General features: G+C 71.2%; 22 protein-coding genes. 14 read left to right on the top strand and 8 right to left on the bottom strand.

From position 1 onward, the window contains the following. Positions 1 to 47: 47 nt before the first annotated feature. Positions 48 to 1262, top strand: a complete 1215-nt coding sequence (locus ACFCLZ_RS26620) for a mechanosensitive ion channel family protein (RefSeq protein ID WP_380279961.1) — start codon at positions 48 to 50, stop codon at positions 1260 to 1262. A gap of 511 nt (positions 1263 to 1773) precedes the next feature. Here the strand turns inward: ACFCLZ_RS26620 and ACFCLZ_RS26615 are convergent. From ACFCLZ_RS26615 to ACFCLZ_RS26590, 6 genes are all read right to left on the bottom strand, one after another. Further along, a complete protein-coding gene (locus ACFCLZ_RS26615) occupies positions 1774 to 2988 on the bottom strand; it encodes a tetratricopeptide repeat protein (RefSeq protein ID WP_380279959.1) in 1215 nt (404 codons plus the stop codon). 36 nt (positions 2989 to 3024) lie between these two features. Beyond that, complete coding sequence (locus ACFCLZ_RS26610; protein ID WP_380279958.1) at positions 3025 to 3951, bottom strand: hypothetical protein; 927 nt, start codon at positions 3949 to 3951, stop codon at positions 3025 to 3027. Between the two features lie 113 nt (positions 3952 to 4064). Further along, entirely contained in the window at positions 4065 to 4241 is a 177-nt protein-coding gene (locus ACFCLZ_RS26605; RefSeq protein WP_380279956.1) for a hypothetical protein, read from the bottom strand. Between the two features lie 204 nt (positions 4242 to 4445). Next, positions 4446 to 5297 (bottom strand): helix-turn-helix domain-containing protein, encoded by an 852-nt coding sequence (locus ACFCLZ_RS26600; RefSeq protein WP_380286291.1) that lies wholly within the window; start codon positions 5295 to 5297, stop codon positions 4446 to 4448. Beyond that, complete coding sequence (locus tag ACFCLZ_RS26595; RefSeq protein WP_380279954.1) at positions 5294 to 5746, bottom strand: DUF6879 family protein; 453 nt, start codon at positions 5744 to 5746, stop codon at positions 5294 to 5296. Before ACFCLZ_RS26595 ends, ACFCLZ_RS26600 begins: the two co-directional genes overlap by 4 nt. 43 nt (positions 5747 to 5789) lie before the next feature. Continuing rightward, a complete protein-coding gene (locus ACFCLZ_RS26590; RefSeq protein WP_380279953.1) occupies positions 5790 to 6017 on the bottom strand; it encodes a hypothetical protein in 228 nt (75 codons plus the stop codon). A gap of 289 nt (positions 6018 to 6306) precedes the next feature. Between ACFCLZ_RS26590 and ACFCLZ_RS26585 the strand changes: the two genes are divergently transcribed. From ACFCLZ_RS26585 to ACFCLZ_RS26540, 10 genes are all read left to right on the top strand, one after another. Beyond that, positions 6307 to 6864 (top strand): Scr1 family TA system antitoxin-like transcriptional regulator, encoded by a 558-nt coding sequence (locus ACFCLZ_RS26585; RefSeq protein ID WP_380279951.1) that lies wholly within the window; start codon positions 6307 to 6309, stop codon positions 6862 to 6864. Then, positions 6861 to 7097 carry a DUF397 domain-containing protein gene (locus ACFCLZ_RS26580; protein ID WP_380279949.1) on the top strand — a complete coding sequence of 79 codons (237 nt, stop codon included), beginning with the start codon at positions 6861 to 6863 and terminating at the stop codon, positions 7095 to 7097. Before ACFCLZ_RS26585 ends, ACFCLZ_RS26580 begins: the two co-directional genes overlap by 4 nt. Before the next feature lie 556 nt (positions 7098 to 7653). Then, a complete protein-coding gene (locus ACFCLZ_RS26575) occupies positions 7654 to 8844 on the top strand; it encodes an ROK family protein (protein WP_380279947.1) in 1191 nt (396 codons plus the stop codon). Positions 8845 to 9041: 197 nt separating this feature from the next. Beyond that, entirely contained in the window at positions 9042 to 10352 is a 1311-nt protein-coding gene (locus tag ACFCLZ_RS26570) for an ABC transporter substrate-binding protein (RefSeq protein ID WP_380279945.1), read from the top strand. 41 nt (positions 10353 to 10393) lie between these two features. Beyond that, positions 10394 to 11392 carry a carbohydrate ABC transporter permease gene (locus ACFCLZ_RS26565; protein ID WP_380279943.1) on the top strand — a complete coding sequence of 333 codons (999 nt, stop codon included), beginning with the start codon at positions 10394 to 10396 and terminating at the stop codon, positions 11390 to 11392. Positions 11393 to 11411: 19 nt separating this feature from the next. Then, positions 11412 to 12335 carry a carbohydrate ABC transporter permease gene (locus ACFCLZ_RS26560; protein WP_380279941.1) on the top strand — a complete coding sequence of 308 codons (924 nt, stop codon included), beginning with the start codon at positions 11412 to 11414 and terminating at the stop codon, positions 12333 to 12335. Then, positions 12335 to 13624, top strand: a complete 1290-nt coding sequence (locus ACFCLZ_RS26555) for a 6-phospho-beta-glucosidase (protein WP_380279939.1) — start codon at positions 12335 to 12337, stop codon at positions 13622 to 13624. Before ACFCLZ_RS26560 ends, ACFCLZ_RS26555 begins: the two co-directional genes overlap by 1 nt. A gap of 196 nt (positions 13625 to 13820) precedes the next feature. Then, positions 13821 to 14840: an N-acetylglucosamine kinase gene (locus tag ACFCLZ_RS26550; protein ID WP_380279937.1), complete on the top strand. Its 1020-nt coding sequence runs from the start codon at positions 13821 to 13823 to the stop codon at positions 14838 to 14840. 125 nt (positions 14841 to 14965) lie between these two features. Further along, positions 14966 to 15511 (top strand): hypothetical protein, encoded by a 546-nt coding sequence (locus ACFCLZ_RS26545; protein WP_380279936.1) that lies wholly within the window; start codon positions 14966 to 14968, stop codon positions 15509 to 15511. 121 nt (positions 15512 to 15632) lie between these two features. Further along, positions 15633 to 16067 (top strand): YybH family protein, encoded by a 435-nt coding sequence (locus tag ACFCLZ_RS26540; RefSeq protein ID WP_380279934.1) that lies wholly within the window; start codon positions 15633 to 15635, stop codon positions 16065 to 16067. Between the two features lie 72 nt (positions 16068 to 16139). Here ACFCLZ_RS26540 and ACFCLZ_RS26535 read toward each other — a convergent pair whose 3' ends face one another. Both ACFCLZ_RS26535 and ACFCLZ_RS26530 read right to left on the bottom strand, forming a co-directional pair. Then, a complete protein-coding gene (locus tag ACFCLZ_RS26535; RefSeq protein ID WP_380279933.1) occupies positions 16140 to 16547 on the bottom strand; it encodes a RidA family protein in 408 nt (135 codons plus the stop codon). A gap of 86 nt (positions 16548 to 16633) precedes the next feature. Next, on the bottom strand, positions 16634 to 17200 hold the full coding sequence (locus tag ACFCLZ_RS26530) for a DUF4291 domain-containing protein (RefSeq protein ID WP_380279931.1): 567 nt from the start codon (positions 17198 to 17200) through the stop codon (positions 16634 to 16636). Positions 17201 to 17410: 210 nt separating this feature from the next. Here ACFCLZ_RS26530 and ACFCLZ_RS26525 point away from each other — a divergent pair, with 210 nt between their 5' ends. The 3 genes from ACFCLZ_RS26525 to ACFCLZ_RS26515 are packed head-to-tail and all read left to right on the top strand — an operon-like array spanning position 17411 to position 19504. Next, positions 17411 to 17830, top strand: coding sequence for a hypothetical protein (locus ACFCLZ_RS26525; protein ID WP_380279929.1), 420 nt, complete (start codon positions 17411 to 17413; stop codon positions 17828 to 17830). A gap of 2 nt (positions 17831 to 17832) precedes the next feature. Then, positions 17833 to 18573, top strand: coding sequence for a hypothetical protein (locus tag ACFCLZ_RS26520; protein WP_380279928.1), 741 nt, complete (start codon positions 17833 to 17835; stop codon positions 18571 to 18573). Between the two features lie 22 nt (positions 18574 to 18595). Next, positions 18596 to 19504, top strand: a complete 909-nt coding sequence (locus ACFCLZ_RS26515) for a transporter substrate-binding domain-containing protein (protein WP_380279926.1) — start codon at positions 18596 to 18598, stop codon at positions 19502 to 19504. Positions 19505 to 19556: the final 52 nt, after the last annotated feature.

The following is a 19556-nucleotide window of genomic DNA, read 5'->3' as shown; positions in this document are numbered from 1 at the left end:
CTCGCGTCGGCGGGCCGTGCCACGACCCCAGCAGGAAGGTCCCGCACGTGTTCCGGTCCGGTGCCGCCGGCCTCCTCGCCGACGCGTCCGTCGCGACGCCGGCCTCGACGCCCGCCCCGTCCCCGACTCCCACGGCCCCGGAGTTGCCCGACCTGAGAATCCCGACGAGCGCGCAGGAGGTCTCCGACACCACGCGGCAGGCCGCCGGCTGGTTCGACTCGCACTGGCAGGACTGGCTGGCGAGCGGGATACGGATCGTCTTCATCATCGTGCTGGCACTGGTGCTGCGGGCGATGGTGCGCAAGGTGATCACCCAGCTGATCACCCGGATGATCCGCCCGGGCGAGAGCGAGGAGGAGCCGAGCCGCCTGGGCGGGCTGCTGGCCAACACCGGGGTGGTCAACCCCGAGCGGCGCCAGCAGCGCGCGGAGGCGATCGGCTCGGTGCTGCGCAGCGTCGCGTCGTTCACGATCCTGGGCACGGCGGCGCTGATGGTGCTGTCGGCGCTCGGGATGAACCTGGCGCCGCTGCTGGCGAGCGCCGGTGTGGCCGGTGTGGCGATCGGTTTCGGCGCCCGCAACCTGGTCACCGACTTCCTCTCCGGGGTCTTCATGATCATGGAGGACCAGTACGGCGTCGGCGACGAGATCGACACCGGGGTGGCCAGCGGCACGGTGCTGGAGGTCGGCCTGCGGGTGACCAAGCTGCGCGGCGCGGGCGGCGAGATCTGGTACATCCGCAACGGCGAGGTGAAGCGGATCGCCAACATGAGCCAGGGCTGGTCGACCGCCTCGGTGGACGTCCAGGTCGGCTACAAGGAGGACCTGGAGCGGGTCGAGGCGCTGATCGGGGAGACCGCCGAGGCGATGGCCAAGGAGGCGCCGTACGACGAGCTGGTCTGGGCGCCGTTCAAGATCCTCGGCGTGGAGTCGGTGGCGGCGGACTCGGTGGTGCTGCGGATCGAGGCGCGCACCGCCCCCGGCAAGTCGCTGAGCGTGGCACGGGCGCTGCGGCAGCGGGTCAAGCGGGTGCTCGACGAGGCCGGGATCAAGGTCAAGGAGGAGGTCCCGGCCCCCGTCGCGGGCACCGCCACCGGGACCGCCGCCGCCATGGTGCTGACCACGGCCGCCGCGATCCCCGCCCCGGGCACCGACCCGGCCCCGCCGTCCGCCCTGTCCGACCCCTCCTCGGCGGGCTACAAGGCCGCCACGCCGATACCGGCTCCGGTCCGCCCGGCCGACGACACCACCAAGGCGCCCTGAGACCTGTGCGGGCGCTCGGCCGGGGGTTCCGGCCGAGCGCCCGGTTGGTGACGCAGCCGCTGTTGCCCGCACTCCACCGGGCGGACCTGCTTGGCTGTCGAGCCGGGCACAGCTCACCAATCGAGAGGCTTGCGCTCGTAGAAGAGGCCGCCTGTGGGGCCGCCGTCAGGGAGGGTGGCGAGCCAGACCGGTGGTGTCTGCGGCTTCCTCGGGGGTGCGGTCGGTCTCGCCGTAGGCCATGCGGGTGTTCGTCCTGCCCGGGGAGACGGCGTTCACAAGGATGTGGCGATGGCGAGGCCGAGCCCGCGGTTTCCGCCGGAGACGAGGGCGACGCGCGCGGTGGATGGGTCATACGGACAGTCTGGCGAGCAACTGGTCGAGGCGCTGGGCTTTCGGATCCTTCGTGGTCAGGGGGAGTTCGGAGCGGGCTGACCGGGCACGGGCCACGTTGCGCCGAGACGGCGCCTTGGCGATCATCGGGATCGCCGACTCCAGGAGGTGGACGGCCTCCCTACCGGGGCACCGACGGGAGGTTCGTGAGCGTGCCAAGAGCCCGATCACGTGCGCGGAAGCCGAAGCTGATGAGGGTGACGCTCTCTCCGGCACTGAGCGGCGTCCGGCCGTGCGGCGTGAGCGCGCCGTCGAACACGACACAGTCACCCTCGCCGAGATCGCATTCGAGATAGCCGTTGGCGTTGATGAACACCGTGGTGCTCACCGTGGGCGCACCGGTGACGCGAGCGTGCTTGAGGCAGAGAATCAGGTTGGCCTCACCGAAGCCGGACTCGTCGAGGTGGAAGTCGAGGAACTGCCCTTCCTCGTAGCCGATGTAAGCGCCGGTGTGCGGCTGCTCGACCTCCAGGCCGGTGGACCGTGCTACGACTGCGGCGAGATCCACCTGTGCGGCGAACCGATTCGCGGCGTCGCCGACGGCCGCGTTCCACTTGCCGTTGTGGAGGTATCCGTCAGCGGCTACGGCCTTCTCGGCCTCCTCCGCCATGGCGGCGATCAGCTCGACGGGAAATGACTGATCACGCAGGTGGCGCGGGCTTACACGTTGGTGTGCGGTGAGCTCGCGCACAGCGTCCCGGAGAACAGGGAAGTCCCCTGCCCACCGGGCCGGCGCACGGACCGTGGTGCAGGCCTGGAACCATCCGGTCCACCTACAGCTCCACTCGCTCGGTACCTCGCTCAACAGCAGTTCGACCCGGTCGAGTGCGGCCTGTGTGGACTCGACCAACTCGGCGCTCCCCTTGGCGGTCCGCAGCCTGAGGGCCTCTTGCAGAAGAGCCCGGGCCTCCGCGAGGTCACCACGTTCCATCAGGTGCTTGCCGGTGTGCTGGAGTACGAAGTCGACGAGTTCCGGGTGCCGGCTTCGCGCGGTGTTCAACGCGCTGAGGTAGAACGCGTCCGCGGTCTGTACGTCACCGGCGTAGCGGTGCGCGTCCCCGAGGTTGAGCCCGGTGGCGACGACCGCCCGGGTGTTGCCGCCGGCTTCGGCCAGGTCGAGCGACTGCCGGAGGAACGCGCGGGCGTCCTCGTGGTTGCCCAGGCACATCTGGCCGATGCCGATCCACCTGGTGAGGACCCGAGTACGACCGGGGTCGGTCTCCTCGGGCAGGGCGCGCAGTTCCTCGTGGAGGTGCCCGACCGCGCTGGTCAGCTCGTTCCGATCGGTGGGGACCATCCGCAGGTTGTCGTCCTGTGTGATGAGGTGCTGGAGCACGTGACCCTTCCCTCGTTCAGTTCTGCTCAGCCGGTACTACAGCTGGTCGGTCTGGTGACGCAGGTCCACCAGCAGCTCCGCCCCGTGGGGGGAGAAGTGCTGACGCAGGAGTTCGAGTTCGCGCATGAGGTAGCGGACGGCCGGCAGACCCTCGTTGTAGGCGGATCGGAAGCTCGCGCGCTCGTCGGACGTCAGATCGTCGCGATTCAGTTCGGTCTGGCGGAACCGCAACAGTTGGTTGTAGACGCAGGTCGCGTGGAAGGCCCGGTCAATCTCCCAGAACTGGTTGCGGGCCACTCCCTGCGCGGCGCGCCACGCGATTTCGATCTTGGGCGAGGTCTGGGACGAGTATCCGTCGGCGAAGACCTGGTTCTGGAGGATGTGGAAGCTGATCGACTGGTGCGTCCCCTCGTGCAGCAGGTTCTCTGCCAGGAAGAGGGAGGACGGCTGCTCGCTGACGGTGTTCGGCGGGATGTGGTGCCGCGCCTTCTCGGAGAACACGATGACGTACGGGAGCGCCGGGTCGCTGGAGCTGGTCAGCGAGGAGGTGCGGACGCCGGGCTTGAGGCCCACCCACAGGAGCCCACGGACGAATTCGCGCATGCGGGCGAACCCCTCGGGGTGGACCAGCGACAGGCGGTCCAGTGCCCGGGTCAGCGCCTCGCGGCGCTCGTCGGTGTGCTCGATGATCTCGTAGTCCGCCAGGTTGATCTCGTCGGCGATCTCGCCGGGAAGCTCGGCGTCGAACCAGTCGAAGCTCACCCCGGCCACGGACACCTTGTCGCTGCGCAGGGACCGGGCGTGCTCCGCGTAGGGGGTTCCGGACTTGACGATGCGCTCCATCAGGGCGAACGGCAGAGCACTGTCCGCACCTTCCTCACGCAGACGGATCAGATCCTGGCCCTTCCGACCGAGATCGAAGAAGGAGCCGGCGGGGACGCGGGTGGCGATGGTGGTCTTCAATGCGGACTCTCCTTGATCGGTGTGTGTGCGCCGCCGAGCGGCGGGTCGGCTCGGATGATCACGGAGCCGACCCGCCATGCCGGCAACCAACCGGCTTCAATTCGGAACTGCGGTCAGACCTCGGTCTCCACCGGGGCGAAGTCGCCGTCCGGGACCCAGTGGTCCAGCCGGCGGGTCAGGGACTCGACGGACGTCGCCGGGGCGAAGTCGCCGTCCGGGACCGAGTGGTCCAGGCGGCGGGTCAGGTTGGTGACCTGCGGGTCACCGGACTGGGTGGTGGTGTCGCTCACGTGCCTCTCCAATCGGGCTGGCTCTGCTCGCCCGGGAGTGGGCGAGCTGTGGTGCCGGGTGGTGCGGCCCGGCCCGGCGGAAGGCCCTTCCGTCGGGCCGGGAGTTCATGGGCGGCCTGCACCCGGGCGGCAGCTCGGGTCGTTTGGAGACGGTAGGAAACGACGAGGGGCACGGTCGACGAACTTGCTTGAGCTTGCTCGCATTCACCCGAGTGCGTTGATGGCTCCAGTGATGAGCGATCTCGCCTCAGCACCGTAGACAGCGATGCCGGCCAGCTCGGAGAATGCCTGGCCGTATTCGGAAATCTCGGCCGGCTGAGTGATGGTGAGGTGGGCGGAGACGAGCTCGACGTTCACCTGCGCATCGTCGTAGACGGTAAAGGACTCAACCGGCCAGCCGGCGCCTCTGGCCGACCCGAGGGGAATCACCCCAAGACTCACCGACGGGAGGGAGCCGACGGTGATGAGATGGCCGAGCTGACCGACCAGGATGTCCGGAGTACCGATGACGGTCCGCAGCACCCACTCCTCGATCAGGATGGCGAACCGATGGTCTCCCGTGTACAGCACCTTCTGCCGCTCCATTCGCACGGCGACCGCGTCGTCGACATCGCCGGGAGTGCTTCGCAACGAAACGATCGTGCTCAGCACTGCGCGCGTGTAGGCCGCTGTCTGGAGCAGGCCGGGGATGACCCACGACTGGTACATCCGGAATCGCCGCGTGCGCTCGAAGAGGGGGCGTACGGACTCCTGAGCCCGCTTGAGGCCGGCGTGCTCAAGGCGCCGCCACTCAACGTACATTCCCTCGATGTTCCGGACCGTCGCGATGAGGTCCGCCGCCTGATCCGGGACGCCGCAGATGGCCGTCCAGGCGCGTAGGTCCGCCTCCGAGGGCATCACCCGGCCGCTCTGGATCTTGGAGCATTTCGATTCATGCCACCCAGCAGCTTCGGCCAGCGCCCGCGCACTGAGTCCGGAGTCTCGCCGGATATCGCGCAAACGCCGGCCCAGGGACTGCTTGGCTTGCTGAACGCTGGACGACGCGGACACGGTCAGCGCAGCCGGAAGTCCTCGTGCGGGACCGCCCGTGCCCAGACGGCCTCGAATGCGGTGGCGCAGAGCTTCACCGTCCGGTGATCGGTGGCGAGCTCGTCGTCCACGAAGTCGCCGTCACCGCTGAAGTGATGGACCAGGAGAACCTGACCGTCGATCAGCCAGAAGTCGTTGCCCGGGAGCGCCAGGCCGGTCGCCTGCCGCCGGGGAAGCCACCTGACCTGCTCACCGGAGGCGACGTTCCGGAACGTGACCTCGTGCTCGAACCGGATGTACTCGCTCACCGGCTCCGAGACGACCCGCGCGCGCCGCACCTCAACGCCGCGGCTCGTGGTCTCCTCGATGAGCTGCAACCAGGGGCTCCACCACGAGGAGCGGTCGGCAGGGTCGTCGCGCTGTCCGCCGAGCCACCGGAGGAACAGCGGGTCGTCCCGCATGTAGCCGTCGCGCATCTCCAGATGGAGAGCTGAGCGGGTACAGGTCCGCAGCAGATCCTCAAGCGATGGAACTGCTGCCACCGTTCACCTCCGGAAAGAACCTCATCATCCGCCTGGGGAATTCGATCACGGTCTCGTGCCCGGGAATGTCCATCTGCGCCAGACGTTCCGGGTCGAGCACCTTCCAGCCCTGGAGGATGTAGTTGCCCGTCGCATCGTCGAAGTAGACCGTCGGGGACTTGCCTTCGGGGCTGTCAGGATCTTGTCCGAGCTTGTGCAGTGCCACGGTGAGCCTCCTAGCAGGTCGGAGCCGATCGCCTCGAACGATCTTGCCGTGCAAGTCGCCACTCGCACCATGAACTTGCTTGAACTTGCTTGAACTGACCTGTCAGATGGTCGAACTCGCCTTCCTGTACGGCAGGCCCGGATCTTGGACGCGGGTCCGCCCGATGCGCGTCAATCATTTGCTGCCCCTGGTACAGGGCGCCCGGCCGTTGTCGGCCGGGCCGCCCACCCATCGCCGCGATGGAAGGTCGGGCTAGATGGGAGCACTTCCGCGGCTCCGATAGCCGAGCGTGGCACGGGCGCTGCGCCAGCGGGTCGAGGCGGCGCTGGACGAAGCCGGGATCAAGGTCAAGGAGGAACTCCTGGTGCAGACCGGCCGTTACGCGGCCGAAGCGATCGGTGCAGGGATCGATGGCCCGGGTGACGACCAGATCGAGTCCGGCGCGAAGGTCCGGACCCTGCGTCAACGGCGCCTCACCGACGAACCGCCGCTGAAGCACACGGCCTATTTCAGCGAGGTTGCCCTTCTACTGAAGGGCGACCTCGACATCCTCGCCGGCCAGATCCGCAACGCGATCAAGGTGGCGGAGTCCGATCACGTCACCCTGCGGATGGTGCCGCTGGAGGCGGGACGGCGGGGCGTCCTGGCCTCTGGGCTTGTGCTCATGCGGTTCACGGAGCCTGCGGCACAGCACGTATTCCTCGAAGCCGTCGGCGGTATGCTCAACCGCGGTTCGGGGCGGGAAGTGCGCCGGGCGGAGCGCGCGTTCGAGCGCCTGGACCGGCTCGCCCTCTCATCCCAGGCCACCATCGCCGCGTTGCAGAAGAAGCTGGAAGAGATCTCGTGACCACTCCGCACGCCCCGTACGCCCACGCCCCCGAGACCGCCTTCTGGGCGATCTCGCAGTACTCCGCAGACAACAGCGGATCCTGCGTCCGCGTGGCCCACTTCGACAACGGCGATGTCTGGCTCGGCGACGACAAGCACCTCGACCGGCCCCACCTCGCATTCCGTCCGGACGAGTGGGCCGCGTTCGTGAAGTCCATCAAGAACGGCGACCCGAACTTCCCGGCCGCCTGACCTCGTCGCGGGTGAACTTGAGCCCCGCCGCCCGAGCAACTCGGGCGGCGGGGCTTCGTGCTTCGATCACGGAGACCGCCGAGGGACCCGCCTCCGGACGGATACACCCCGACCTTCGGCCTTCTCGCCTGCACAGGAAGTCGGGCCAGCCGACTTCCTGTGCAGGCGAGAAATTCCGTCGCCGCTTCGGCCCAGCCGGAGCGGCGACGGGCGACAGATCCTGTGGTACGGGCTGACTCTTCTTCAGAGCGGCGGCCTCCTCATCCGAGGAGGCCGCCGCACCTGCATTCAGCAGTAGCCGATCCGCCCGGCTGGTTCCGCCCGCCTCACCGTCCGGGTGAGGCGGGCGGAACCAGCCGGGCGAGTGTGAGTCCCGGTCCCGCTTCGGCGGTGAGATCGGGGCCGCGGGCGGCCCGGTAACGAGTCGGCATCCTCCGGTGGAAGGGCCATTGACACCCCGCTGACGGGGCCCGTACGGTCCTGTCCCGAAGCGACTGGAAAGTTTCCTAACAGTTCGCCACGAGCCGCAGGCCGTCCCGAGGAGGAGGATCTTCACGTGACCAGAAGCACCGCCAAGGCCCCCCTCGCCGGCACCCCCAGCCTGCTGCGCGCCATCAACGACCGCGCCGCCCTCGAACTCCTGCTGGAGAACGGACCGCTCTCCCGCACCCAGATCGGCACCCTGACCGGGCTCTCCAAGCCCACCGCCTCCCAGCTGCTGGCCCGCCTGGAGGCGGCCGGACTGGTGCTGCCGGTGGGCACCACGGCCGGTGGCCCGGGCCCCAACGCGCAGCTGTACCAGGTGAACCCGGCCGCCGGCTACGTCGCCGGACTGGACGTCACCAACAGCCACGTCCGGGTCGCGGTCGCCGACATCACCGGCTCCACGCTCGCCGAGCACGTCGTCCCCACCAAGGGCTGGGCCGCCGCCGAGACGGTGCCCCGGGTCGCCGCGGCGGTCGCCGGGGCGGTCCGCGCCGCCGGCCTCGCCGAGGACGGCCTGCACACCGTGGTGATCGGCGTCGGCGGCGCGCCGGACCCGGTCACCGGCAAGCTGCGGTACGCCTCCCACCTGCCCGGCTGGCACGCGCCGCGGCTGGCCGAGGGCCTGGCCGCCGCGATCGGCGCGCCGGTGACGATCGAGAACGACGTGAACCTCGCCGCCGTCGCCGAGCAGTCCTCCGGCGCGGCCCGCGGGTTCGAGGACTTCGTGCTGCTCTGGGCCGGTGAGGGCATCGGCGCGGCGATCGTGATCGCCGGCCGGCTGCACCGCGGCTTCACCGGCGGCGCCGGGGAGGTCGGCTACATGCCGGTGCCCGGCGCGCCGGTGGTCAAGGACGTCCGCCGCCGCAACTCCGGCGGGTTCCAGGAGCTGGTCGGTGCCCCCGCCGTCCGGGCCCTGGCCAAGGAGCACGGGCTCGGCGCCCCGACCGCCGAGGAGTCGGTCGCCAAGGCACTGGCCACCCCGGGCGCGGGCGACGCGTTCCTCGCCGAGCTGGCCGCCCGGCTGGCCGTCGGCCTGGCCGTGATCGTCGCCGTCGTCGACCCCCGGCTCGTGGTGGTCTCCGGCGGGGTGCCGAACGCGGGCGGCGAACGGCTGCGGGCCCTGATCGCCGAGGAACTGGCCCGGATCGCCGCCGCCCGGCCCGAGGTGCGCGGCAGCGCGCTGACCGGCTCGCCCGTCCTGCTCGGCGCGCTGCAACGCGCGCTGACGGCCGCCCGTGAGGCGGTCTTCTCCACCCACTGACGCACCGACCGCGCACCGACCCACCGCACCGCGCTCCCCCGCAGCCCGACGCTCCACCGCACGCCCTGCACCCACCTCTCCCCTACCCCCGAACGCGGGACCCGAGGCAATGACGCCTGCCCGCGCAGCCCCAGGAGGACCTCGAAGTGCACTCCACCACCTCCCACTCCCGCAGAAGCCGCCGGACCATCGCCGCCGTGACCGGCACCGCCGTCCTCGCCCTGCTCGCCACCGCCTGCACCGGCAGCAGCGAAGGCTCCGGCAGCGACGACTCGGCCGGCGGCAAGGACGTCACCATCACCTTCTGGCACGGCTGGAGCCAGGAGTCCGAGGTGAAGGCGATCAACGACAACATCGCCGCCTTCGAGAAGGCCCACCCGCACATCAAGGTGAAGGCCGTGGGCAACGTCGCCGACGACAAGGTCAACCAGTCGCTGCGGGCCGGCGGCGACGACGCCCCCGACGTGGTCTCCTCGTTCACCACCAACAACGTCGGCATGTTCTGCTCCACCAAGGCCTTCATCGACCTCAAGCCGCTGCTGGCCAAGGACCAGATCGACGCCGCCAAGACCTTCCCGGCCGCGATGCTCGACTACACGCAGTTCCAGGGCAACCAGTGCTCGCTGCCGCTGCTCGGCGACGCCTTCGGCCTGTACTACAACAAGAAGGCCTTCGCCGCCGCCGGCATCACCAACCCGCCGAAGACCTTCAGCGAGTTCGCCGCGGCCGCCAAGGCGCTCACCGTCGCCGAGGGCGACAGCTACAAGCAGCTCGGCTTCATGCCGCTCTACCACGGCTACGAGTCGACCACCGAGCACCTCCTCGGCCAGTACGGCCCGACGTACTTCGACGGCTCCGGCAAGTCCACCCTCGCCACCGACCCCAAGGTCACCGCGATGCTGAACTGGCAGAAGGGCCTGGTCGACCAGCTCGGCGGCTACGACAAGCTCGACAAGTACCGCGCCACCTTCGGCGAGGAGTTCAGCGCCAAGAACCCGTTCCACACCGGCCAGGTCGCGATGGCCATCGACGGCGAGTGGCGCACCGCCTCGCTCGCCACCGACAAGCCGGACTTCGACTGGGCCACCGCGCCGTTCCCGGTGCCGGACGACCAGGCCGACACCTACGGCCGCGGCTACCAGACCGGCACCATCGTCGGCATCGCCAGCACCAGCAAGAAGCAGGCCGCCGCCTGGGAGTTCGTCAAGTTCCTGGCCACCGACACCGACGCGGTCGTCTCCTTCGCCAACGCGATCCACAACGTGCCGAGCACCCTCGCCGCGCTGGAGTCGCCGAAGCTGATCGCCGACGAGAACTTCAAGACCTTCGTGAACATCGCGAAGAACGCGCACTCCGGCACCACGCCGTCGGTCGTCAACGGCGGCGGCTACATCGTCTCCCTGCAGAACCTCGGCTACGACTACGAGTCCGGCAAGCAGACCGATCTCGCCGCCGGCCTCGCCGCCACCGCCAAGGAGATCGACGCCGCCATCGCCCAGACCAAGTAGGAATCGGCGCCCCGCGCGTCCGCCCCGTCCACGGAGCTCCCATGTCACTCGCGTCCGCCACCCGCAAGGGGGCCGGAGCGACCGCCCCGGCGGCGCCTCCCGTGCAGCAGCAGCTGCGCCGGAAGCGCCGCCGGGCGGCGGCCCGCAACCTGGCCTTCCTCTCCCCCTGGCTGATCGGCTTCAGCGTCTTCTTCCTGTACCCGCTGATCTCGACGATCTACTTCTCGTTCACCAAGTACAACGGCTTCGGCTCGCCCGTCCTCAACGGCCTGAAGAACTGGGACTACGTCTTCAACGACCTCCCGGCGTTCTGGCAGGGCCTGCGCAACACCCTGTGGCTGGTCGTCATCATGGTGAGCCTGCGGGTGGCGTTCGGCCTCGGCATCGGGCTGCTGATCACCAAGATCAAGAGCGGCGTGGGCTTCTTCCGCACCGCCTTCTACCTGCCCTACCTCGCCCCGCCGGTGGCCGCCACCGTCGCCTTCGCCTTCCTGCTCAACCCCGGCACCGGCCCGGTCAACCACTTCCTCGGCGAGATCGGGCTGCCGCAGCCCGGCTGGTTCGCCGACCCGGACTGGTCCAAGCCCGCGCTCACCCTGCTCGCCATGTGGGGCGTCGGCGACCTGATGGTCATCTTCATGGCGTCCCTGCTGGACGTCCCGAGGGAGCAGTACGAGGCCGCCGAACTCGACGGGGCCGGGCCGTTCCAGCGGTTCCGATACGTCACCCTGCCGAACATCTCGCCGATCATCATGTTCGCGGTGGTCACCGGCGTCATCCAGACCATGCAGTACTACACGCAGGCGATCGTCGCCGGGAAGGTCGCCGGCGGCATCGCCGGCAACTCCGGCCAGCAGTTCGAGCCCGGCTACCCGTCCGGCTCCACCTGGACCTTGCCGCAGATGGTCTACAACCTCGGTTTCCAGCGCTTCAACTACGGAGCGGCGTGCGTCGTCGCCCTGGTGCTGTTCGTCATCTCGATGGCCGTCACCTCGGTGCTGCTGCGCCGCCGGTCCGGCTTCCTGGCCAGCGACGACTAGCGGCAGTGAGGACACGATCATGACTCTCAGCCCGACCCTCCCCGCCGAGGCGCCCGGCCGCCGGCCCGGCCGGGGCGCCGCCCGCGGCCCCGCCACCGCCGCCGCCCGCACCGCCCGCCGCCGCGCGCTGCTCAACTGGGTGGCCGTCCACTCGCTGGCCGTCGCCGCCGGCCTGTTCTTCCTGCTGCCGTTCGTCTTCGCCTTCCTGACCTCGGTGATGTCCGACAACCAGGCGCTCACCACCGACTACTGGCCCACGTCCTGGAACTGGGGCAACTACGGCAAGGTCTGGAACACGCCCGGCTTCCTCACCTGGTGGCGCAACACCCTGCTGTACGCGGGCCTCGGCACCGTGCTGACCATCGTCTCCAGCCTGCCGGTCGCCTACGCGCTCGCCAAGTTCCGCTTCCGCGGCCGCAACCTGGCGCTGATGGCGGTCATCGCGATGATGATGCTGCCGCCGCAGGTCACCGTCATCCCGATGTACCTGTTCTGGGCCAAGCAGATGGGCCTGAGCGGCTCGCTCTGGCCGCTGATCATCCCGATGGCCTTCGGCGACGCCTTCTCGATCTTCCTGCTGCGGCAGTTCCTGATGACCATCCCCAAGGAGTACATCGAGGCGGCCCGGATCGACGGCTGCGGCGACCTGCGCACCCTGCTGCGGGTGGTGCTGCCGATGGCCAAGCCGGCCATCGCCGCCGTCGCGCTGTTCCAGTTCTTCTACTGCTGGAACGACTACTTCGGCCCGCAGATCTACGCCAGCAGCAACCACGACGCCTGGACCCTCTCCTACGGCCTGGAGTCCTTCAAGAGCGCCCACCACACCAACTGGAACCTCACCATGGCCGCCACCCTCCTCGTGATGGCCCCGGTGATCGTCCTCTTCTTCTTCGCACAGAAGGCCTTCATCGAAGGCGTGACACTGACAGGGGTCAAGGGCTGATGTCCGCACTCAAGCTGGCCATCGTTGGCGGCGGTTCGACGTACACCCCGGAGCTGATCGACGGCTTCGCCCGGCTGCGCGACACCCTGCCGATCGGCGAACTCGTCCTGGTCGACCCGGCCGCCGACCGGCTGGAGCTGATCGGCGGGCTGGCCCGGCGGATCTTCGCCAAGCAGGGCCACGGCGCCGTCGTCACCACCACCACCGACGTCGCCGCGGGCGTCGCCGACGCCGACGCGGTGCTGCTGCAGCTGCGGGTCGGCGGGCAGGCGGCCCGCAACCGGGACGAGACCTGGCCGCTGGAGTGCGGCTGCGTCGGCCAGGAGACCACCGGCGCCGGCGGCCTCGCCAAGGCGCTGCGCACCGTCCCGGTGGTGCTCGACATCGCCGAGACGGTCCGGCGCGCCAACCCCGACGCCTGGATCGTCGACTTCACCAACCCGGTCGGCATCGTCACCCGCGCCCTTCAGGACGCCGGCCACAAGGCCGTCGGCCTGTGCAACGTCGCCATCGGCTTCCAGCGGCGCTTCGCCAAGCACCTGGGCGTCGACCCGGAGCTGGTCCGCCTCGACCACGTCGGCCTCAACCACCTCACCTGGGAGCGCGGGGTCACCCTGCTCGACGCCCCCGGCGCGGCCGGCGGCCGCGAGGTGCTGCCCGAACTGCTCTCCGGCTTCGGCAAGGAGATCGCCGAGGACCTGCACCTGCCGCAGCGGGTGATCGAGCGGCTCGGCGTCGTGCCCTCCTACTACCTGCGCTACTTCTACCAGCACGACCTGGTCGTGGAGGAGCTGAAGTCCAAGGGCTCGCGGGCCGCCGAGGTCGCCGAGATCGAGCGGCAGCTGCTGGAGATGTACGCCGACCCGGCCCTCGACACCAAGCCGGAGCTGCTCGCCAAGCGCGGCGGCGCGTTCTACTCCGAGGCCGCGGTGCAGCTCATCGCGGCGCTGCTCGGCACCGGCGGCGGCACCTCCGTGCAGGTGGTCAACACCCGCAACGACGGCGTGCTGCCGTTCCTGCCGGACGACGCCGTGATCGAGGTGCCGGCCGAGGTCGACGCGGCGGGCGTGCGCCCGCTGCCGCAGCGCCCGCTGGAACCGCTGTACGCCGGCCTCGTCGCCGCCGTCACCGCGTACGAGCACCTCGCCCTGGACGCCGCCCTGCACGGCGGCCGCGACCGGGTCTTCGACGCCCTGCTCGCCCACCCGCTGGTCGGCCAGATCGAACTCGCCGACCGGCTGACGGACCGGCTGCTCGCCCACAACCGCGAGCACCTCGCCTGGGCCTGACCGGCCCGGCCTCCGCCCCCGTCCCCGTCCCGGCCGCGGCCGGCCCCCGGTCTCCGGCCCGCACTCCGTGGGGGAGTGCGGGCCGGGTCGCGGGCGGACCGCGCACCCCCGGGTGCGGGCACCGGGCGCAGACACGCCACCCCCGGCCGGGAAAGACCCCCGGCCGGGCCATGTACGACGAGCCGCGGGAACCCCAATGACCCACCAGCCCGAACCGCACCTGCCCGGCATCCTCGCCATCGACGCCGGCAACTCCAAGACCGACGTCGCCCTCATCGGCACCGACGGCTCCGTCCTCGGCTCCGCCCGGGGCGGTGGCTTCCACCCGGCGACCACCGGTGCCGACGCCGCCGTCGCCGGTCTCGCCCCGCTGGTCGAGGAGGCCGCCGCGGCCGCCGGGATCACCGGCTGGACCGGCCCGCTGACCGGCCACGTCAGCGCCTGCCTCGCCAACGCCGATCTGCCGGTCGAGGAGGAGGCGCTGCGCGTCGCCCTGGAGACCCACCCCTGGGGCGCCGGCAACACCGTCGTCAACGACACCTTCGGTCTGCTGCGGGCCGGCACCGACAGCCCGCGCGGCGTCGCCGTCGTCTGCGGCGCCGGCATCAACTGCGTCGGCCTGCTGCCCGACGGCCGCACCGCCCGCTTCCCGGCCCTCGGCAAGCTCACCGGCGACTGGGGCGGCGGCTGGGGCCTGGCCGGCGCCAGCATGTGGCACGCCGTCCGGGCGGAGGACGGGCGCGGCGGGCCGACCGGCCTGGCCGCCGCCATCGCCGAGCACTTCGGCCTGCCCAGCACCGGCGCCGTCGCCGAGGCCGTCCACCTCGGGCACCTGCCGTCCGCCCGGCTGCACGAGATCGTCCGGGTGCTCTTCGCCGTCGCCGGGACCGGGGACGCCACGGCCCTGTCGCTGATCGACCGGCAGGCCGACGAGATCACCCGGCTCGCCGTCGTCGCCCTGCGGCGCCTGGAGCTGCTGGACACGCCCACCCCGCTGGTGCTCGGCGGCGGGGTGCTCGCCTCCCGGCAGCCGCTGCTGCTCGACAACCTGACGGCCCGGCTGACGGCGGCGGCGCCGCTCGCCGAGCCGCGGATCGTGGTCGCCCCGCCGGTCCTCGGCGCGGCGCTGCTCGGGCTGGACCACCTGCGGGCCGGGCCGGACGCCCAGGAGCGGGTCCGCAAGGCCTACGACCCGGCGCGCCCGGTCGCGGCCTGACGCCTCCCCGTCCCCGCCCCCGCCCGGCCCGCACACCCGGCGGGGGCGGTCGTCCGGAACCGGGTCCGCGGATTGCGCGTCCAGGAGGATGTCTCGTCCGGCCCTGTTCCTGGGAGACTCGCCCCATGACCGCGCCCCGCCGCCTCCTCCTCGCCGTGCTGCTCTGTTGCGCCGCCACCACCGGGCTCGCCGCCTGCACCCCGATCGACGAGGACCCGACGCTGGCGATGGCCTCGGACGACATCGAGGACACCGGGGAGTTCGATGACGCCGAGGACCCCTCGGACTTCGCGGACGAGGAGTCCTGGGACGCCCCCGACTCCTTCTCCTCCGACTCCTTCTCCCCCGCCCCCTGCGCCACCCCGCCGGGCCACCGGATCGTCCAGGTCCTCGACGTCACCGACGGCCGCCTGACCGTCCGCCCCGCCTGCACCCCCGACGTCGCCCCCGCCGCCCACTCCCTGGCACCCCACGCCACCGCCACCCTGGTCGACCTCCCCCACGGCGAGCCCGCCAAGGAGGTCCAACTCCCGATTCTCCTCGACCACTTGGACACCTGCCTCACCGGCGGCGACCCCGAGCCCCCGTACGCCTGCTGGGGCAACACCTACGACGTGGTCCTGGACGCCCGCGGCCGGATCACCCGGATCCGGGAGCTGCAGCACCCGTGACCGGGCTCCCGGCGGAGGCGTCGGCAGACCGGGCTTGACCTCAACCGCGGTTGAGGTTGTCGGATGGGGTCCGGCGGTGATCACCGCCGAGGAATGCCGACGTCGGGAAGAGGTACTGGTCATGACGGACGGGCTGCTGGTGGCGGGGGACGTGCCGGTGGAGGTGCGGGAGGCGGTGGCCGGGGTGGTCGCGGCGCTGGAGGACGCGTTCAACCGCAAGGACGCGCAGGCGCTCGGCGCGCAGTTCGGCGAGCGGGCGTCGTGGACCAACGCGGCCGGCACGCGGCTGGACGGGCGGGCGGAGATCACCGAGTTCAGCGGGCCGGCGATGCGGAAGTTCCTCAAGGACGCGTACGCCCGCTACGAGGTGGTGAAGCTGCTGGCGGTCGCGGACGGCGTGGTCGCGGTCAACGTGGCCCAGACGCCCACCGACGCCGAGGGCAGGCCGGTGGAGGGCCCGCACGGCCGGGCGCTCTACGTGGTCGCCCGCCAGGCCGACGGATGGAAGATCGTGGCCGGTCAGAACAACGCGGTCGATGCCCAGTCCGCAGCGTAGGTCCTGACCGGTCCCGGACGGGGGCCGCCTCCCGATCCCGTGATCGTGCCGGGGAGGCGGCCTCCTTCGTCGTCAGGAGACGGGGCGGACGGCGATGGCGTCGATCTCGACGAGCATCCCGGGCAGCGCCAGCGTGGCCACCCCGCTGAGCGTCTGCGCCGGCAGCCGGTCGCCGAAGGCGGCGCGCACGGCGCCGTTGAGGATCTCCAGCTTCGCCAGGTCGTGGTCCTTGACGAACGAGCCGAGCCGCACGACGTTCTCGAAGCCGAGGCCGACCCCGGCCAGCGCCCGGCGGAGGTTCTCCAGGGAGAGCTGGACCTGGGCGGCGAAGTCCGCCACCGCCACCTGGCCGGACGCGTCGGAGGCGTACTGCCCGGCGAGGTAGACCGTCTCGCCGGGGGCGGAGACGGCGTGGCTGTAGCCGAACGGCGTGGGGTCGTGCAGATCGGCGGGATTGGTGATGGTGCGGTTGTCGGTCACGGGGTGGTTCCCTTCCGGTGCGGTGTCCGCTGTCCGGCCGGGACAACGCCGACCGGGTCCGCGATCATCCGGTTCGTGACGGAACATCACCCATTGGCACCCAGGCGGGCGGCGAGGGCGGGCGGCAGCGGGTACGGGCGCTCCGGCGGCAGCAGCCGCTGCGCCTGGGCGGCGCGGCCCTGCTGGAGCAGGCCGGCGATCCGCCGCACCTGCGGGGTGAGGTCGGTGATCCCGGTGATCCACTCCTCGGCGAAGGTGCGGATCAGGGTCCGGCCCACCCCGACCTGGATGCTGTAGTGGTTGAGCGCGGCGCCGCGCAGCGAGCGCTCCGGGTCCCACTGGACGTGCACCTCGGCGCGGGCGACCGAGGCGGGGTCGGCGGTGGTCAGGACGGCCCGCCCCAGCGCCTCCTCCCAGCCCGCCCGGGTGATCCGGACGGCGAGCACGCGCTCCTGGCCGGGCTTGCGGGCCCAGTTGCTGCGGTGCATCAGCCAGCGGAACGAGGGCTTGATCCACGTCATCCGGCCGAAGGAGAACGGCGGGACGAACCGCCCGGCGGCGAGGGCCGCGTCGGCCACCGCGGGGGCGTACGCCTGGTAGACGACGACGGTGGCGGCGTCGTGGTCGGCCCGGATCCCGTACAGGTGCGACATGACAGCGGACTCTGCCAGCGCACCGCCGCCCGGAGCGAGCGGTTTTCGCCGGTACCACCGCGACCTGCGGTTCTCCGGCCCGCACGGCCGCGGGGCGCGTCCTCCCGGTATCGGTTCGGCACGGAGCGGTGCGCGGGCGCCCCTCGATCGCTACCATCGCATTCGCCGCGGCCACCTGTCAGCGGGTGGCCTGGACATTCTGGGGGGCCCATGTCCGAGCTGCTCACCGACATCACCGCGATCGCTCCGTACTTCACGGTCGCCGCGACCGCCTTCGGAACCCAGTTGGCGCAGGAGGCCGCGCAGCGCGTCGCCACGGGGACGACGGACGCGGGCGAGGGATTCTTCCGCCGGCTCTTCGGCCGGCGCTCCGGCGAGGTGGCCGAGGTGCTGGACCGGCACGACCTGCCCGAGGAGCGGGTCGACGGCCTGCTGAACGGCCTCGACGAGACCGGCCGCGCGCGGCTGGCCGCGGCGCTGCAGGCCTGGCTGCACGACCCGGCGGCGGACCGGCTCTCCGCGGAGCGGCTGGTGGAGGCCGTCCACAAGCAGGTCGTCATCAACTCCTACGGCGAGCGGGCGTTCAACGCCGGCCACATCGAGAACTCCACCTTCAACTTCGGCAACTAGCGATGGGCCCCGAGCACCCGGGTGCGGATCAGCGGACCCACATCAACTCGTCCGGCAGGCAGGCGGTCACCGTCGGCCACGCCGACCGCTCCACGTTCACCTTCCTCCGGAACGTCGACCCGCGATCGCTCGCGGCGCTGCTGCCGCTGCTGGTGGCCGTCGGCACCGCCGGGTACGCCGCGCTGTCCTGGCCGGGCGGCCCGCAGAACCAGTACGTCTGGTTCTACGCCGCCCTGGCGGCCGGCTTCGCCCTGTCCGTCCGGTGCGCGATCGCCGGATCGGCGGGGGTGTCGGGGAAGCGGTCGACGGCGGGCCTGCTCCTGCTGGCGTCCTCGCTGGTCCTCTCCGTGCTCGGCCTGGCCGGCCTGGAGAACGTCCGGCGCAACGGCGAGATCCCGGTGGAGATCTCCGTCCGGGGCACCCAGGCGCTGACCGGCTCCGGGACGCAGACCCTCGTGATGCCCGCGCCGGCCACCGGGAAGGCCCGCGACCGGCTCCGGCTCGCGCTGACCCTCACGGACGACGATCCGGCGTCGCCCACCTGCGTCCACAAGACGACCGCGACGCTCACGGCGCTCACGCCGGGGGTCACCCCGGGCGTGCAGCGGGTGCCCGCGGAGTCCGTGGTGGAGTTCGACCTCGGCGGGCAGCGCGGCGAGGTGACCATCGAGATCTCGGTGCAGACCCGGCAGAACTGCGTGCTGCGGGTGGCGAGGGCCGGCGGGACGCTCTTCAACGACTGACCAGGACCATGGGGGGACGTACATGACGGACACGCGACGACGGAGACCGGAACTCCGGGCCGCCACCGCGGCGGTTCTCCTCGCCCTCACCGCCGGGGGGTGCGGGGCGGAACCGGAGTCGTCGATCTTCGCCGACAAGAAGAAGGTCCGGGTCGGGGCGAAGAGCGACCAGCCCGGCACCAGCCGCGAGCGGCACGCCGGCGACTTCGACGGGCTGGACATCGCGGTGGCCAGGGAGTTGCTGGACCGGGTCGGGGCGGAACCCCCGATCTTCAACGGCATCATCTCCAAGAACCGCGCCCCCGCCCTGCGGGACGGGGACGTCGACCTCGTGGTCGCGACCTTCTCGATCACCGAACAGCGGATGCTGCCGGTCAAGGACGGCGGGGAGGGTCTCGACTTCGTCGGCCCGTACGCGTCCACGTCGCAGGGCATGCTGGTGCGGGCGGCCGACCTGGCGCGCTACCGCACCCTGGACGACCTCAACGGCCGGCTCGTGTGCGTCTGGAAGGGCACCACCTCGGCCGACGAGCTGAGGAAGCCCTCCTACTCGGCGATCCGGCTGAGGGAGGAGGACGACGCGGGCTTCTGCGTCAACGCGCTCAAGGCCGGGGAGGTCGACGCGGTCTCCACCGACCAGCTGATCCTCTACGGCTTCATGGAGGCGGAACCGACGCTGGCGGTCGTGCCGGGGATCGCGTTCGGCGCGACCAACGACTACGGCGTCGCCCTCGCGAAGGGCCACCGCAAGGACTGCGAGCGGCTGCGGGACGCGCTGAAGAAGTACGTGGTGAGCAACGAGTGGGACCGCGACGTCAAGAACAACCTGCCGCAACTGCCCCTGGAGCGGCGCAACGAGGCCAGGCCCACCGAGATCGAGATCGACGCCGTGTCCTGCCGCGACCGCCCGGCCAACGCGCCCGTGCAGTGACGCCGCGGCGGAGCGGGACGTCGGACCGGCCGACTTCCCGCTCCGCTCCGGG

It is taken from the genome of Kitasatospora purpeofusca, from assembly GCF_042691725.1.
Classification (GTDB): domain Bacteria; phylum Actinomycetota; class Actinomycetes; order Streptomycetales; family Streptomycetaceae; genus Kitasatospora; species Kitasatospora purpeofusca_B.
The sequence above is the reverse complement of the archived record's forward strand: the minus strand, read 5'-3'. Positions and strand labels throughout refer to the sequence as shown.

Excerpts from the sequence above, each read along its gene's own strand:
- ACFCLZ_RS26595 (WP_380279954.1), bottom strand. The coding sequence starts at position 5,746 with ATGCGCGACGGCTACATGCGGGACGACCCGCTGTTCCTCCGGTGGCTC.
- ACFCLZ_RS26565 (WP_380279943.1), top strand. The coding sequence starts at position 10,394 with ATGTCACTCGCGTCCGCCACCCGCAAGGGGGCCGGAGCGACCGCCCCG.
- ACFCLZ_RS26560 (WP_380279941.1), top strand. The coding sequence starts at position 11,412 with ATGACTCTCAGCCCGACCCTCCCCGCCGAGGCGCCCGGCCGCCGGCCC.
- ACFCLZ_RS26555 (WP_380279939.1), top strand. The coding sequence starts at position 12,335 with ATGTCCGCACTCAAGCTGGCCATCGTTGGCGGCGGTTCGACGTACACC.
- ACFCLZ_RS26550 (WP_380279937.1), top strand. The coding sequence starts at position 13,821 with ATGACCCACCAGCCCGAACCGCACCTGCCCGGCATCCTCGCCATCGAC.
- ACFCLZ_RS26545 (WP_380279936.1), top strand. The coding sequence starts at position 14,966 with ATGACCGCGCCCCGCCGCCTCCTCCTCGCCGTGCTGCTCTGTTGCGCC.
- ACFCLZ_RS26540 (WP_380279934.1), top strand. The coding sequence starts at position 15,633 with ATGACGGACGGGCTGCTGGTGGCGGGGGACGTGCCGGTGGAGGTGCGG.
- ACFCLZ_RS26530 (WP_380279931.1), bottom strand. The coding sequence starts at position 17,200 with ATGTCGCACCTGTACGGGATCCGGGCCGACCACGACGCCGCCACCGTC.
- ACFCLZ_RS26525 (WP_380279929.1), top strand. The coding sequence starts at position 17,411 with ATGTCCGAGCTGCTCACCGACATCACCGCGATCGCTCCGTACTTCACG.
- ACFCLZ_RS26520 (WP_380279928.1), top strand. The coding sequence starts at position 17,833 with ATGGGCCCCGAGCACCCGGGTGCGGATCAGCGGACCCACATCAACTCG.
- ACFCLZ_RS26515 (WP_380279926.1), top strand. The coding sequence starts at position 18,596 with ATGACGGACACGCGACGACGGAGACCGGAACTCCGGGCCGCCACCGCG.